This window comes from Tateyamaria sp. ANG-S1, from assembly GCF_000814025.1.
Lineage (GTDB): Bacteria > Pseudomonadota > Alphaproteobacteria > Rhodobacterales > Rhodobacteraceae > Tateyamaria.
Genome location: NZ_JWLL01000006.1, coordinates 967,255 through 981,504, shown reverse-complemented (window position 1 = coordinate 981,504; position 14,250 = coordinate 967,255). Strand labels below are relative to the sequence as shown.

Sequence of the window (14,250 nt, the reverse complement as noted above, 5' to 3'; positions counted from 1 at the left end):
AAAGGTCCTGAAATCAGGGCCCTTCACCCATCGCAATCCGTGGTTAACAACCGGTTAAGGTTGTCCCTGTGTGCTTAAAATTCAACCTGCTCGGGAGGCCATTGCCTCGGCAAAGCGCTCGAACAGGTAATAGCTGTCTTGCGGGCCGGGGCTGGCTTCGGGGTGGTACTGCACGGAATAGACCGGTTTGCCCTCGACCCGGATGCCGCAGTTCGAGCCGTCGAACAGGGACGTATGTGTTTCAACCACGCCGTCGGGCAGGGTCTGGGCATCGACCGCAAACCCGTGATTCATCGACGTAATTTCGACCTTGCCGGTGTCCAGATCCTTGACCGGGTGGTTGGCGCCATGGTGGCCGTGGTTCATCTTGACCGTTTTGGCCCCAAGCGCGAGCGCCAGCATCTGGTGGCCCAGGCAGATGCCGAACACAGGAAGATCCTTCTCCAGCACGTCGCGGATCATCGGGACTGCATATTCACCGGTCGCGGCCGGGTCGCCGGGGCCGTTCGACAGGAACACGCCATCGGGGTCGTGGGCCATCACTTCGTCTGCGGTGGCGGTGGCGGGCAGGACGGTCACGTCGCAGCCTGCTGAGGCGAGGCAGCGCAAGATGTTGCGTTTGGCGCCGTAGTCCACCGCAACCACTTTGAACTTGGGATCTTCCTGCGGGGTGTAGCCGTCGGGCCAGGCCCACCGCTTTTCGTTCCAGCGGTAGGACTGAGCGCAGGTGACGTCTTTGGCCAGATCCATGCCTTCCAAGCCGGCGAAACCGCGGGCGGCGGCGACGAGCGCTTCGATGTCAAATATGCCGTCGGGGTTGTGCGACAACGCTACATGTGGTGCGCCCGCCTGCCGGATGGCGCGCGTCAGACGGCGGGTGTCGACGCCGCCGATGGCGATGCGGCCCCGGCTGGCGAGCCAGCTCGACAGATCCTGCGCGGCGCGCCAGTTCGAGGGGTCGGTGGGCATCCACTTGACCACCATGCCGGAGGCGACGGGATCGCCGGTTTCGTCATCTTCGGGGTTCACGCCCACATTGCCGATATGGGGGAAGGTGAAGGTGACGATCTGACCGGCATAGGAGGGGTCGGTCATGATCTCTTGATAGCCTGTCATGGCGGTGTTGAAACAGAGCTCCGCCTCGGTCTGGCCGGTGGCGCCAAACCCTTGACCATAAAACAAAGTTCCGTCGGCGAGGGCGAGGCAGGCGGTGGGTTTGGCTGGGGTCATGGCAGGGCTTCCTGAGGCGAGCAGAGACAGGTGGGTGCAGGCAAATTGCGCGGAAACTAGTGTGGAGACGGAGCTTGGTCAAGCCCGTTCATGAATTTACTTTGTGATTATAAAACAGTCACTTAGCCCATATCCTTGCCCTTGCCTCACTCTTGCCAATGCCCTATTTTAAGCGTTCAACACGTGCCCATGGGGATGGACATTAAATGGATTTGCGCACCAAGATTTCGGCCGCGCTTAAGCAGGCCATGAAAGACAAGGATGCAGACCGACTATCCACGCTGCGCCTGATCAATGCCGCCATCAAGGACAAGGATATCGACGCCCGTGCCGCCGGTCAGGATGACGGCGTAGGCGAGGGCGAAGTCCTTGCGATCCTTGGGAAAATGGTCAAGCAGCGCAAGGAGAGCGCCAAGACCTATGAAGAGGGTGGGCGGCTTGATCTGGCCGAGCGCGAGATGGCGGAAACCACGGTGATCGAAGAGTTTCTGCCGCAGAAACTGGATGATGCGGCATCTGCCAAAGCGGTGGATGATGCGATTGCCGAGGTGGGTGCAGACAGCATCCGCGACATGGGCAAGGTGATGGGCGTTCTGAAGTCCAAATACACCGGCCAGATGGATTTCGGTGCGGTGGGGCCAATGGTTAAGGATCGGCTCTGCGCGGCCTCCTGACGGGGCGGCGTGCGGTCTGTTAAGGCGGGTTAATGCCCGCCTTTTTTGATGCCGGGCGCTGTGCCCGGATGCGGAAACTGCGAAGTTTGCCTGTCAAACTGCGTGTTTTCAGGCGGCTGAAACGGGCCGGAATTGCCCTGATTTTGCGAAACTGCACATTTTCGGGGGCAAACTGCGTGTTTTGCCTAAGCCCGGGCATTGGGGCCGTTAACCGCGGTTAACGGCGCAGCGCGCGTTGAAGCTCATCGTAGAGCGCGATGCGCTCCTCTTCGCTGAGGAAGGCGCCGATTTCGACCTCGCGGCCCTTGCCCTTGAGCGTGACGTAGTGGGGCACCGGGCCCTCATCGTCGTATTTGGTCACTTGCGTCCAATAGCGGTTGCAATCCCATTCCTGCACCTGCCCGTTGGGGTCTGTCCGGGTGAGGTGCGTGTCATCGGCGTCCAGTGTCAGCACCTCGATGATCTGGCGGGCGCGGCGGTTGCGGCGCAGCGCGAAATACATCGCCCAGACGGCGCCCATCACGAAGGGCAGGAGGCCCCATAGGACCACGGAGCCCAGAAGTGGCAGGGCGGGGATCAGGATGAAGGTGAAGGTCGCGAGGACAAAGGCCGCCATTCCGTGTTGCGGCAGCGAGTTGTGCGGCCAGAGGTGCAGTTCCTGCACCTGTGCGTCGGGTTCTGTTGTCCAGCGATAGGGCATATCGTGTTTATATGCCGCAATGCTTCGAAGTCGAAGGGCAGGATGTCGCGGGGCGGCACGAGTGCGCCGCCCCAACTGCTGCTCGGGTGTTTTTTACAGGTCGGTGAAGGACGATGATGAGGCGGACGGTTCAGGCCGCAGCGTGCGTTCCCGCGTGCTGCCTGCTGCCAGATCGTCGCGGTAGATCTTGAGCAGGCCGCGGGTGCCGTCGGGATGCGAGGCGATGTCCTGGAAGGTCCGGTTGCCGCCCGCTTCGGCGCGGAAATAGGCCGAGGTCAGCAGGTGCTGCTGGAACGAGGTCAGCGTGCCGGTGCCTTCGTAGCCCATGTAGCGCTGGAAGTCGGCGATGGCGTCGCGGGTCCGGGACCCGACCTTGCCGTCGATGCTGCCCGCGTCAAAGCCGAAATAGTTGAGCGAGGACTGGATCTCGCGCCCCTCGGGCGTGGCCGGGATCGACGGGCGATAGGTCTTTTGTGCAGGCGCGCGGTAGGCGCGTTGCGTGGTTGTCGTGGTGCGCGGGGCGACGGCGCGGCTGCGTGCGGCCTGGCGTTCTTTGTTCTTGCGCACTTCGTTGTTGATGATTGCGCCGCCGATCCCACCCAGGAGGGCGCCGGCGATAAAGTCCTTGCTGTCCGCTGCTGCGCGCGTGGCAGGGACGAGGGCGAGTGACGCCGCGATGGCGGCGGAGATCAATGTTTTGGACAGCATGACTGCTCCTTTCTTCGTATCGCCTGGCTCCGGGATGTTCGGGCAGCACGGGGGACAGGCAGCTATGTGACTGGCATATGGGGCAGGGCCTGTGTCGGGGAAGATGGTTTGGGAGCCGTGCGCGCGCGTGGGCGGTGGTTCGCGCGTTTCTGCGCGGTCTTGGGCGGGAGATGGCCCAGTTTTGTTACGTGATATTGCATAACAATAGGGGTGGGGGTGCGGTTTTGCGGCGGTTTTCTTTAGGTGATCCAGTGTTGGATGGGGGGCCAGCCCCCCAAGCCCCCCGAGGTATTTTCAGCCAGAAGAAAGGGGGCCTTTGGCAATTGGTGTGCAGAGTCAGGGTCTGCCTTTGTGCCACGGGTTCACCCAGCGCGCGACAATAGGGAGCAGGAAGATCCCTGTTGTGGCGATCGCGTAGAGGATGATCGCGATCATGTAGGTCTGTCTTGCGTTGCTCAGATTGGTCATCAGGTCCCGTCGGTCTTCGGGCGATTGTTCGGCAAGTGGAGGGATGTTTGCGAACAGGGGGGCGGGGTCCATCAGGGCAACGGCAAGCCATCCCACGAGCAACGTCCAGTGCAGGATGTACCATGTGCTGCGTTGCGGTGCGCCGCGCCAGTTTTGTGTCAACGCCTGCCATGGCCCAAGGACCGCCAGCACCAGAAGGGGTACTGTGATCGATGTAATGAGGAGCGGGGCCTGACTGGCAAAAGCGTCGAATTGGTTTGCTATGCCATCGACAGCGAGCCCCGAAAGCGTCGCGGTATTATAGATGACGGAAGCGCCGATGCTGACGATACCAAGCGCGACAAGGGTCGCCGCGTGCATCGGGGCAGGGACGGTTTTGCGATGCAGAACGAGGCTGACGCCTGCCATTCCAGCGAGGCATATCAAGGAGAATACGTCGATAGAGGGCGGCGTTGGCATTTGAGGGCGGCTGCCTTTGAAGAAAAAGGGCCCCGGTCGCCACCGGAGCCCTTTGGTTTTTTGGATCAGACCGCACTTAGTGCGAGGGCTGTTTGTCCCAGTCTTCCTGCTTGGGCAGGGTTTCGAACGTGTGTTCCGGCGGCGGGCTGGGCAGGGTCCATTCCAGCGTGTCCGCGTATTCGTTCCAGGGGTTGTTTTCCGTCACCTTGGCGCCGCGCAGCAGCGAGTAGGCGATCACCCCGAAGAAGAACAGGAACGAGGCGAAGGACAGGAACGCACCCCAGGACGACCAGGCGTTCCAGTAGGCGAACTGCTCCGGGTAGTCGATGTAGCGGCGCGGCATGCCCTGGCGGCCCAGGAAGTGCTGCGGGAAGAAGGTGATGTTGGCACCGATGAACATGGTCCAGAAGTGCAGCTTGCCTGCCCATTCGGGGTACATGCGGCCCGTCATCTTGGGGAAATAGAAGTAGATCCCGGCGAAGATGGCGAAGACGGCGCCCAACGACATCACGTAGTGGAAGTGTGCGACCACATAGTATGTGTCATGGTAGTAGCGGTCCACGGCGGCCTGAGACAGCACGATGCCTGTCACCCCACCCACGGTGAAGAGGAACAGGAAGCCGAAGGCCCAGAGCATGGGTGTCTTGAACTCGACCGAGCCGCCCCACATCGTGGCGATCCACGAGAAGACCTTGACCCCTGTGGGCACGGCGATGACCATCGTGGCCAGCATGAAGTAGGCCTGCTGGTTCAGCGACATGCCGACCGTGTACATGTGGTGCGCCCACACGACAAAGCCCAGTGCGCCGATCGCGATGATCGCCCAGACCATTGGCAGGTAGCCGAAGACGGGCTTGCGCGAGAAGGTGGCAATCACGTGAGAGATGATGCCGAAGCCGGGCAGGATGATGATGTAAACCTCGGGGTGGCCGAAGAACCACAGGATGTGCTGGTAGAGCACGGGGTCACCGCCACCGGCCGGATCAAAGAAGGTGAAGCCGAAGTTGCGGTCCATCAGAAGCATGGTGATCGCGCCCGCCAGAACCGGCAGCGACAGCAGGATCAGCCACGATGTCACAAAGATCGACCATGCAAACAGCGGCACCTTGAAGAGCGTCATGCCCGGTGCGCGCATGTTCAGGAAGGTGGTGATCATGTTGATCGCACCCAGGATAGACGAAGCACCCGAGACGTGGACCGCAAAGATCGCGAGGTCCATCGACATGCCCTGTTCGTTGGTCGAGAGCGGCGGATAGAGCACCCAGCCCACGCCCGAGCCAAGCTGGCCGTTGCCACCCGGTGCGATGACCGAGCAGACCGCGAGCGTGGTGCCCGCAACGTAGAGCCAGAAGGACAGGTTGTTCATGCGCGGGAATGCCATGTCCGGCGCGCCGATCTGCAACGGCATGAAATAGTTGCCAAAACCACCGAAGAGGGCAGGGATCACGACGAAGAACATCATCAGGATGCCGTGGCCGGTGATCAGCACGTTCCAGAGGTGCCCGTTGGGGGTACATTCGCCCGCGGCAGCCGCTGTCAGGCGTGCGCCTTCCATGCACATGTATTGGACGCCCGGATCCATCAGCTCAAGGCGCATATAAACCGTGAATGCGACCGAGATGAAGCCGACAAGGGCCGAGGTGATCAGGTACAGGATCCCGATGTCTTTGTGGTTGGTGGACATGAACCAACGGGTGAAAAAGCCCCGTTCGTCTTCGTGCTCTTGCCCGTGAATGGCTGCGTCTGCCATGCGGTGCCTCCTGGCTGGTTGGTTTTATCGCGCACGGGGTTCCCGCTCCGCGCACGGATTCTTGAGTGGTTCTAAAGTTTTGGCCCGCGCGCATCAATGGAAGATACGCCCGAAGGCCGGGATGAATTGTCGCGTGTGAATCATGCTGCACATGTCATGTCACGTGCCGTCATCGCGGTCTGGAGTTGGTGCTGGCCTGCTATGCTGCGATACAATCAGCGCGTGCAACGCTGCATTGTTTCCAGAAACGCCGCAAAGCCACGGAATGGTCACAATATCGGACGCGCAGGGGCAGTATTCATCCCTCGTTCCGCCCGAATCCAAGGCCATTGCTGAGCCAACCGCGCCCAGACGCATCCAAGACCGAGTGCAGGATAATGGCAACGAACGACAACACGAACCCAGGCACCCAGGGTGATCAGGCCATTTCTGGCTCAAGCGGTGCGGATACGTTGACCGGCGGGTTTGGCAGCGACACGATCACCGGTGGCGGTGGTGCCGATGTGCTGACAGGCGACGGCCCGGTTGAGGGCGCGTGGCATTTCGAGACGTTTGACTTTAACTTTTCCTCGGCTGCCGGGCAGGCGTTTGACATCGAGAACGGGACGCGCACGGGCTCGGGCTATGTCACCGACTTCAACGAGGGCGGGCTGACCAACACGGTGCGCGGCACCAGCGGCAACCCGGAAGATTTCGGCGTCATCTACACCAGCACCCTGAATGTCACGGCGGGTGGTACGTACCGCCTGACCACGTCGTCCGATGACGGGTCCACGCTCCAAATCTTTGATTCCGAAGGAAATCCCGTTCAGTTCGACAACCAGACGGGCGGCACGCTGGACTATCTGAACAACGACTTTCACCAGGCGACGACCACACGGTTCGGGGACGTCACGCTTGATCCGAATGAGACCTATACGATCCAGATCCGCTATTGGGAGAACCGCGGCGGGGATTCGCTGTCGGCCACGATCAATGGACCGGACACCGGTGGTGCCACTCAGAACCTGCTGACCTCGCCCATGATCGGGATGCCACCGGGGCCGGAATACTCGGTCACGGGCAGCCCTGCGGGCGTCGAGGGCGACGATGTGATTGACGGTGGCGCGGGCGACGACACGATCACCGGGGATGGCGGCAATGACACGCTGTCTGGTGGGGCCGATAATGACAGTGTCGATGGTGGCAGCGGGAACGACAGTGTCAGCGGGGACGGCGGAGACGACGTTCTGACGGGTGGCACCGGAGACGACACGCTGGAGGGCGGTGACGGCGCGGACACGCTTGAGGGCCAGCAGGGGGCCGACAGCCTTGTCGGGGGGGACGGCGCGGATGTTCTCGTCGGCGATGACGGGTCCGATAGCACAACGCTTTACGAGGACGACTTTGAAAGCGGCGCCAGCGGCTGGTCCGACAACACGGCCGAAACTGACCCCAACCTCGGCACATCGCTGGGTCGCTTCGGTGCCGGTGATGGGCTGGTCGCGACCGAACGCACCTTTGAACTCGGCGCGGATACTGACGAGGTCCAGGTCGAGTTCGACGCCCTGCTGCTGGACAGCTGGGATGGCGAAGACTTTGTGATCACACTCAACGGCGAAGAGGTGCGGATCGCGCATCTGGCCGGTGACACGTCCTCTCCGGCGAGCCAGAGTTTCGTGGGCGCCGATGGCGCGACCTACACCATCGACTTCACGAACGAACAGACGGGCGAGTTGGGCTATACGACCGGTGGATCGGTGTCGAATTCGCAGGACACGATCATGAATGTCGTGATCACGATCACGAACCCGCCCGAAGACCTGACAATCGGCTTTGGCAGCACGCTGAATTCGAGCATCGCGAATGAAAGCTTCGCAATCGACAATTTCAGCATTGTGCGGGTGGATGCGGCCAATGACACGCTTGAGGGCGGCACGGGCAACGACACGCTGACCGGTGGGGCGGGTGACGACACCTATGTGTTCAATGCCGGTGATGGCGATGACGTCATTACGGATTTCAATGCGGGCAACAGCGGTGCGATCGACGACGGTGATCAGACCAACAACGATTTCATCGACCTGAGCGCCTTTTACACCAACATTTTCGAGCTGCGCGCCGATCTGGCCGATGATGGTGTGCTGAACCAGTCGGTTGGTGACTATAGCGACAACACGGCTCTGGGTGGATCGATCACACTGACAGGGGTGACCGGCAGCGACCTGACCTTCGACAACACCAATGTGGCCTGCTTTACCGCCGGTGCGCTGATTGAGACGACTGAGGGCCTGGTGCCGGTTGAGGCGTTGCAGCGCGGTATGCGCCTGCGCACCTGGGACAATGGCGACCGGCCTGTGCGGGCCGTCCTGCGACGCCGGGTCGATGGGTCGGGCGATCTGGCCCCGGTCCATATCTCGGCCGGTGCGTTGGGCAATGCGCGGGACCTGGTCGTATCGCCGGCCCACCGGATGCTGATCGCGGATTGGCGGGCGCAGATGCTTTTTGGCGCGGATGAGGTGCTGGTGAGCGCGGTCAACCTTGTGCGCGGCGACATGATCTACCGCGTGCCGCGCCCCCATGTGACCTACTACCATCTCCTGATGGACCGGCACGAGGTGATCTATGCCGAAGGTGCGCCGACCGAAAGCTTCCACCTGACACGGGAGGCCGTCGAGGCGGTGGAGTTTGGCGACACCGAAGAAGGGGCCGTTGCCCTGGAAATCGCACGCCTGTTCCCGGAACTTCTGATGTGCGCCAGCCGCTGCGTGCGCCCAGTCATGAAAGGCTACGAGGCGCGCGCACTTGCGGGCATGCTCGACTAGTCTTTCTTCTGGCTGAAAATACCTCGGGGGAGTCCGCAGGACGGGGGCAGCGCCCCTTAAAAAATGTCGTCGCGCAGCGGCCTTTGGATCACGGCTGCTTTTCGAACACTGTGTCGAAGGTCTGACGCAGTGCCACATCCACATCTTCCATCGTCACCGGCAGCCCAAGATCGACCAGCGACGTCACCCCGTGTTCTGCGATCCCGCAGGGCACGATGCCGTCGAAATGGGACAGGTCCGGTTCGACATTGATGCTGAGCCCGTGAAAGCTGACCCATTTGCGCAGGCGGATGCCGATGGCCGCGATCTTGTCTTCGGCCGTGGATCCGTTGGGCTGCGGCGGTTTTTCGGGACGGGTGACCCAGACACCGACGCGCCCTTCGCGGATCTCGCCCGTGACGTTGAAGGTCTCGAGCGTCGCGATCACCCAGGTCTCGAGCTGCTGGACAAAGGCGCGCACGTCGCGCCCGCGTTTGCCCACGTCCAAAAGCGTATAGGCCACGCGCTGGCCCGGGCCGTGATAGGTGTACTGCCCGCCGCGCCGCGTCTCGTGGACCGGAAACCGGTGTGGATCGGTCAGGTCCTCGGGCTTGGCCGAGGTGCCTGCCGTGTAAAGCGGCGGGTGTTCGAGGAGCCAGACACATTCGTCGGCGGTGCCTGCGGCGATGGCCGTTGCGCGCGCGTCCATCCAGGCTTCGGCGTCACGGTAATCGGTCAGGCCGGGTGTGGTGATCCATTCAACCATCTGTTCAGCCTGCGTGCCTTTGCCATGTCCGTGTTGCGCTCACCTGCCTGTGTCCTTTTCGGTTTTGGTCGGTCGGCTCGCCCGACTTCGCGATATGCGTGTGAAGTGCGCCAAACGAATCCGCATGGGTCGGGAATTAATGACTTCGCGAATCTGGAGACGCTGTTACAGTCTTGGCATATTCTGTGGAGTATTTGTCATGTTCAGAAAGCCGATTGTCGCATCCGTTCTCGCTTGTTCCGTTGCTTTTGTACCTGCCTCACGTGTCGCCGCCGATGCCGGTGACTTTGTGGCCGGGGCCATTATTGGCGGAATTGTGGGGGCAGCTGCAAACCAAAATCGAAAGAAATCGTCCGCAAAGCGGAGCTATACTAAGAAATCCTACAAGCCGCGCCTGCCCTCGACGCAGGAGGGGCGGCAGATCCAGACCTCGCTCAACTACTTTGGCTTCAACGCGGGCAGCGTGGATGGCCAATTGGGCCAGCGCTCGCGCAATGCGATTTCGGCCTATCAGAGCTTTCTGGGCTATCCGGCCACGGGGCAATTGACGCCGTACGAGCAGAGCCTGCTGATCGGCGCCTATAACCGGGCGCAGGCCGACCCGCTGGCTGCGTCGCAGCAGATTGCATCGCTGGGGCAGGGCAGCCGGGGTCTGCTGATTGCCTATCGCACCGATCTGGCCGGCGGCAGCCCGACCGCGCCGCTGGGTGACACCTATGGCCTGCCGCGTGAAGTGGCGGCGTCCGTCAACGAGATTGCGCGTAGCTCGGACCCGAGTGCGCAGCAGTTGGTGCAACGCTCGGGCTTTATCCAGCTGGCGGACATGAATGGCGACGGTCAGACCGATTATGTCATCGACACGTCCGTGACCGGCAGCGCTTTTTGGTGCAATGCGCAAAGCTGTGCGGTGCGCGTCTTTGCCTCCACCCCCGAAGGGTACGAGCGCAACGATTTTCAGGCGTTCAACGTGACACCGGCCATGTTCAGCTGTCAGCGTGGCAACTGCGCCAAGACGGACGGGGCAACGGTCGCCGTGGCGACACCGGCCCCGGCACAGCCCGCGCCGAGCCTGCCCGAGGTGCAGTCGGCGACGCTGCCTGTGGCGACGGCCATCCCGGCGTCGCCCGGCACCACGGCGGTGGCTGCGGCTCCGTCGGCCTTGCCGAACTTCCTCGGCGGGACCGGATCGGCCCAGTCGCTCGCGTCGCATTGCAACACCGTGTCGCTGCTGACCAACACCAATGGCGGCTTTACCACGGCGGACAAGATGACCGACCCGAACGTCGCGCTGAACGAACAGTTCTGCCTGGCGCGCACCTATGCCATCGCGAAAAGCGAGGACATGATCGCGAAGGTGCAGGGCTTTACCCCCGACCAGATCGCGGCGCAGTGCGAGCAGTTTGGCCCGGCCATGCAGCCCTATGTGGCGGCCCTTGCGCTGAAATCGCAGCAAGAGGTCGTGCAGGATGTCACGAGCTTTATCCTGACCACCGGCATGTCGCCTGCGCAGTTGAAAGGCACTGCGCAGATCTGCATGGGCGTGGGGTATCGCACCGACAACATGGATGTGGCGCTGGGATCGGCGCTGATGATGTATGCTATGGGTGATCATGTGTATGGTGAGATCATGGGCCACCATCTGGCGCAGGGGTTCGGCACCGCGCCGCGTGTGGACAATGCGCGTGTCTGGTATGCCGAAGGGCTGAAGGCCATCGACGCTGGCGCCAAGGCGGAGTTTGCGCCCGGCCAGCCCGAGCGCGTGGAGCTGCTGCGCAAGGCATCGTTGCAACTGGGCGTGTCCAATTCGGGCGTCGCACCGGCGCAGCCGACCGTGCAGCCTGTGGCCTTGCCCACATTCGGGATCGCGTCGGACTGATCCAGTCTGACCTACTTTGAGCGATCAAACCGGGGCCTTTTGCAGGCCCCGGTTTTTCTTTGAGTTTTCGGCTTGGCAAGGCGCGCGTTCGTCGCTAAACCCCGCTCACCAAGTCAAGGCGTGCGGCCGTGGCGGAATTGGTAGACGCGCAGCGTTGAGGTCGCTGTGAGGTAACACTCGTGCGAGTTCGAGTCTCGCCGGCCGCACCACTTCTTTCCCCTCTCTTCAGGTTTTCGAGTGTTCCTGCGGTGTTGCGTCGTTGCGGGAAACATCTTGATTTATGAATTTGCTTGAGAAACATTCAGATATGAGAATTTGAATGTGGGGGGATGCGGATGGATCGGCGATCTTTTCTGGCGCAAAGCGGTGCGGCTGCGGGGTGTTTGGGCCTGTCGCCTTTGGTCGCGCGGGCGGAGTTGGGGGCGGCGTCGCTTACTACTGTGAGCGATGGGAGCCTTACCCTGCCGGGCAGCTTCATCTTTGATCCGATGCCGCAGGATGCGTTGCAGCCGATCCTGGCGTCTTATGATCTGTCGTCCACTCAACTGACGCCAGAGTGCAATCTGGCGCTTTACCGGGATGGGGAGCGTACTGTGCTGTTCGATGTGGGCTCTGGTCCCGATTTCATGCCGACGGCGGGGAGCGTTGTGGATGGTCTGAACGCCCTTGGACTGGCGCCCGAGGACATTACCCATGTGGTGTTCACTCACGCGCACCCGGATCATATCTGGGGTCTGCTCGACGATTTCGACGAACCGGTGTTTGCCGATGCGACGTACATAATGGGCCGCGCTGAGTGGGAGTATTGGTGGAACCCCGAAACCGTCGATACCATTGGCGAGGCGCGCGCGGCCTTTGCCGTGGGGGCCAAGCGCCGGATGGAGGTGATTGAGGACAGCGTGGTGCTGTTTGACGGTGGGCAGGAGGTGCTGCCGGGGATCGCGGCAGTTGCCACGCATGGTCACACGCCGGGGCATATGAGTTTTGAAGTGCGCAACGGATCAGACGCCGCCCTGATACTGGGCGACGCGATTGGCAATCATCACGTCGCCTTTCACAAGCCGGAATGGATCAGTGGGTCGGATCAGGATGGTGAACTGGCGGCAAAGACGCGCTCGATGCTGTTTGACCGGATCGTGTCCGAGCAGATGCAGGTCGTGGGCTTTCATCTGCCGCAGGGCGGGATGGGGCGCGTGGATCGGACATCTGAGGGGTACGTGTTTGTGCCGGAGGGCTCATGATGCGGGGTGCTGTGGCTTTGGCGCTTTGCGCTGCACCCGTTTTCGCGAGTGAAGATATTGCGGATCAGTATCCGGGCTCGGTTCTATACTCCAAGCCGGTCGAGGTGATCCCGCATGTGTGGTCCGCCATCGGCGCCACCGCGCCGCCGACCTATGAGAACAGCGGGCACAACAACAATCTGAGCTTTATTGTCACGGGCGACGGGGTGGTCGTGGTCAATGGCGGGGCGGCCTATCTGCTGGCCAAGGCGCTGCATGACGAGATCAAGGCTGTGACTGATCAGCCGGTGAAGCTGGTGATTGATGAGAACGGGCAGGGCCATGCGATGCTGGGCAATTCCTATTGGGCGGAGCAAGGCGTGCCGATCCTGGCCCATGTGGATGCGGCGCATGAGATCAAGGAGCGGGGCAACCGCATCCTTGAGCAGATGAAGACGTATAATCGCGACAAGGCCGAGGGCACCTTTGTCGCGCCGCCGACGCGGACGTTTGAGGACAAGGAAGTCATCGAGATGGGGGACTTCCGGATCGAGGTTTTGCATCTTGGTCCCGCCCATGGTCCCGGCGATACGCAGGTGTGGCTGCCCGAGCAGGGCATGGTCATTGCGGGCGACATGGCCTTTCACGAGCGGATGTTACCGATTTTTGAGGATACCATTGCGCTCGACTGGATCGAGACGTGGGATTGTTGCTTTGAGCCGCTGGGTGCCACCTATGTCATTCCGGGGCACGGCCATCCGACCAACATGGCGCAGGTAAGGCGCTACACGCGCGACTATCTGGTGCATCTGCGCGAGGTTGTCGGTGCGCATCTGGATGCGGGCGGTGATCTGGCAGAGGCTTACTATGTCGATCAGAGCCCCTATCTACATCTCGATACCTATGAAGAGCTGGCCACGCGGAATGCGGGGCGGGTCTATGAGCAGATGGAATTCGAGTGACGCAGCAAAGCCTTGCGGATTACGCAGATCAGGGCGATCCGATTGCCGCCCCGGATGGCACGTGCCTGTTTCGCCCCGGTGATGAGGGGCGCGCGTTTCTGATCGTGCAGTCCGGTGTGGTTCGGGTGGAGCAGACGAATGCGGCGGGGCGGACGGTGGTGCTGTACCGCGTGCGGGCTGGCGACAGTTGCGTGCTGACGACCACCTGTCTTTTGTCGGGGCGGCCTTACTCCGGGTATGGATATGCGGAGGGTGCTGTGACTGCTGTGGCGATCAGTGCGGCGCGGTTTCAGGCGCTGATGGGCCGGGATGCGGGCTTTCGCGAGCTGGTGTTTCGCGGCTTTGCCCAGCGGGTGGGCGAGTTGACGGATGTGATTGATGCGCTGCTGCTGCACCGCACGGATCTGAAGCTGGCGCGGTGGTTGAGTGGGCAACCGGCCAAGGTTGCGCGGACGCAGCAGGACATTGCGCAGGAGTTGGGAACGGCGCGCGAGGTGGTGTCGCGGACGCTGAAGTCGTTCGAGCGGAGTGGATGGATTGCGGTGGAGCGGGGGACGATCACCGTTCTGGACCCGGCGGCGCTGGAAAATCACGGATTGCAGGACGGCGTGTGACGAAGTCACAGACGGCTGCGATGGATCGGGGCAGGGTGCG

Annotated in this window: 11 protein-coding genes, 1 tRNA gene and 1 pseudogene; 7 read left to right on the top strand and 6 right to left on the bottom strand. The window is 61.8% G+C overall.

Annotation, left to right across the window (positions count from 1 at the left end; all coding sequences use genetic code 11):
- Window positions 1–81 precede the first annotated feature (81 nt).
- Entirely contained in the window at window positions 82–1,230 is a 1,149-nt protein-coding gene (carA, locus tag RA29_RS16210; RefSeq protein WP_039687609.1) for a glutamine-hydrolyzing carbamoyl-phosphate synthase small subunit, read from the bottom strand.
- A gap of 206 nt (window positions 1,231–1,436) precedes the next feature.
- On the opposite strand from carA, the gene RA29_RS16205 reads away from it, so the two are divergent.
- Window positions 1,437–1,904, top strand: a complete 468-nt coding sequence (locus RA29_RS16205) for a GatB/YqeY domain-containing protein (protein ID WP_039687608.1) — start codon at window positions 1,437–1,439, stop codon at window positions 1,902–1,904.
- A 217-nt stretch (window positions 1,905–2,121) separates the two neighbouring features.
- On the opposite strand, the gene RA29_RS16200 is transcribed toward RA29_RS16205, so the two are convergent.
- The 4 genes from RA29_RS16200 to ctaD all read right to left on the bottom strand — a co-directional run bounded on the left by RA29_RS16200 (window position 2,122) and on the right by ctaD (window position 5,989).
- On the bottom strand, window positions 2,122–2,604 hold the full coding sequence (locus RA29_RS16200; RefSeq protein ID WP_039687607.1) for a DUF2244 domain-containing protein: 483 nt from the start codon (window positions 2,602–2,604) through the stop codon (window positions 2,122–2,124).
- A 93-nt stretch (window positions 2,605–2,697) separates the two neighbouring features.
- On the bottom strand, window positions 2,698–3,312 hold the full coding sequence (locus RA29_RS16195) for a peptidoglycan-binding protein (RefSeq protein WP_052249687.1): 615 nt from the start codon (window positions 3,310–3,312) through the stop codon (window positions 2,698–2,700).
- Window positions 3,313–3,648: 336 nt separating this feature from the next.
- Entirely contained in the window at window positions 3,649–4,239 is a 591-nt protein-coding gene (locus RA29_RS16190; RefSeq protein WP_193743543.1) for a hypothetical protein, read from the bottom strand.
- 76 nt (window positions 4,240–4,315) lie between these two features.
- A complete protein-coding gene (ctaD, locus tag RA29_RS16185; protein WP_039687604.1) occupies window positions 4,316–5,989 on the bottom strand; it encodes a cytochrome c oxidase subunit I in 1,674 nt (557 codons plus the stop codon).
- A gap of 377 nt (window positions 5,990–6,366) precedes the next feature.
- Here ctaD and RA29_RS16180 point away from each other — a divergent pair, with 377 nt between their 5' ends.
- The gene (locus tag RA29_RS16180; RefSeq protein ID WP_039687603.1) at window positions 6,367–8,793 is read left to right on the top strand and encodes a Hint domain-containing protein; all 2,427 of its coding nucleotides are present in this window, start codon (window positions 6,367–6,369) and stop codon (window positions 8,791–8,793) included.
- Window positions 8,794–8,881: 88 nt separating this feature from the next.
- Here RA29_RS16180 and lipB read toward each other — a convergent pair.
- Window positions 8,882–9,541, bottom strand: a pseudogene (gene lipB, locus RA29_RS16175) (lipoyl(octanoyl) transferase LipB); the annotation flags it as partial.
- A 196-nt stretch (window positions 9,542–9,737) separates the two neighbouring features.
- On the opposite strand from lipB, the gene RA29_RS16170 reads away from it, so the two are divergent.
- From RA29_RS16170 to RA29_RS16150, 5 genes are all read left to right on the top strand, one after another.
- A complete protein-coding gene (locus RA29_RS16170) occupies window positions 9,738–11,414 on the top strand; it encodes a peptidoglycan-binding domain-containing protein (protein ID WP_039687601.1) in 1,677 nt (558 codons plus the stop codon).
- A gap of 122 nt (window positions 11,415–11,536) precedes the next feature.
- Window positions 11,537–11,623 (top strand) — tRNA-Leu (locus RA29_RS16165).
- Between the two features lie 120 nt (window positions 11,624–11,743).
- Entirely contained in the window at window positions 11,744–12,655 is a 912-nt protein-coding gene (locus RA29_RS16160; RefSeq protein WP_039687600.1) for an MBL fold metallo-hydrolase, read from the top strand.
- A complete protein-coding gene (locus tag RA29_RS16155; protein WP_039687599.1) occupies window positions 12,652–13,596 on the top strand; it encodes an MBL fold metallo-hydrolase in 945 nt (314 codons plus the stop codon). Before RA29_RS16160 ends, RA29_RS16155 begins: the two co-directional genes overlap by 4 nt.
- Window positions 13,593–14,210: a Crp/Fnr family transcriptional regulator gene (locus RA29_RS16150; protein WP_052249686.1), complete on the top strand. Its 618-nt coding sequence runs from the start codon at window positions 13,593–13,595 to the stop codon at window positions 14,208–14,210. Before RA29_RS16155 ends, RA29_RS16150 begins: the two co-directional genes overlap by 4 nt.
- Window positions 14,211–14,250: the final 40 nt, after the last annotated feature.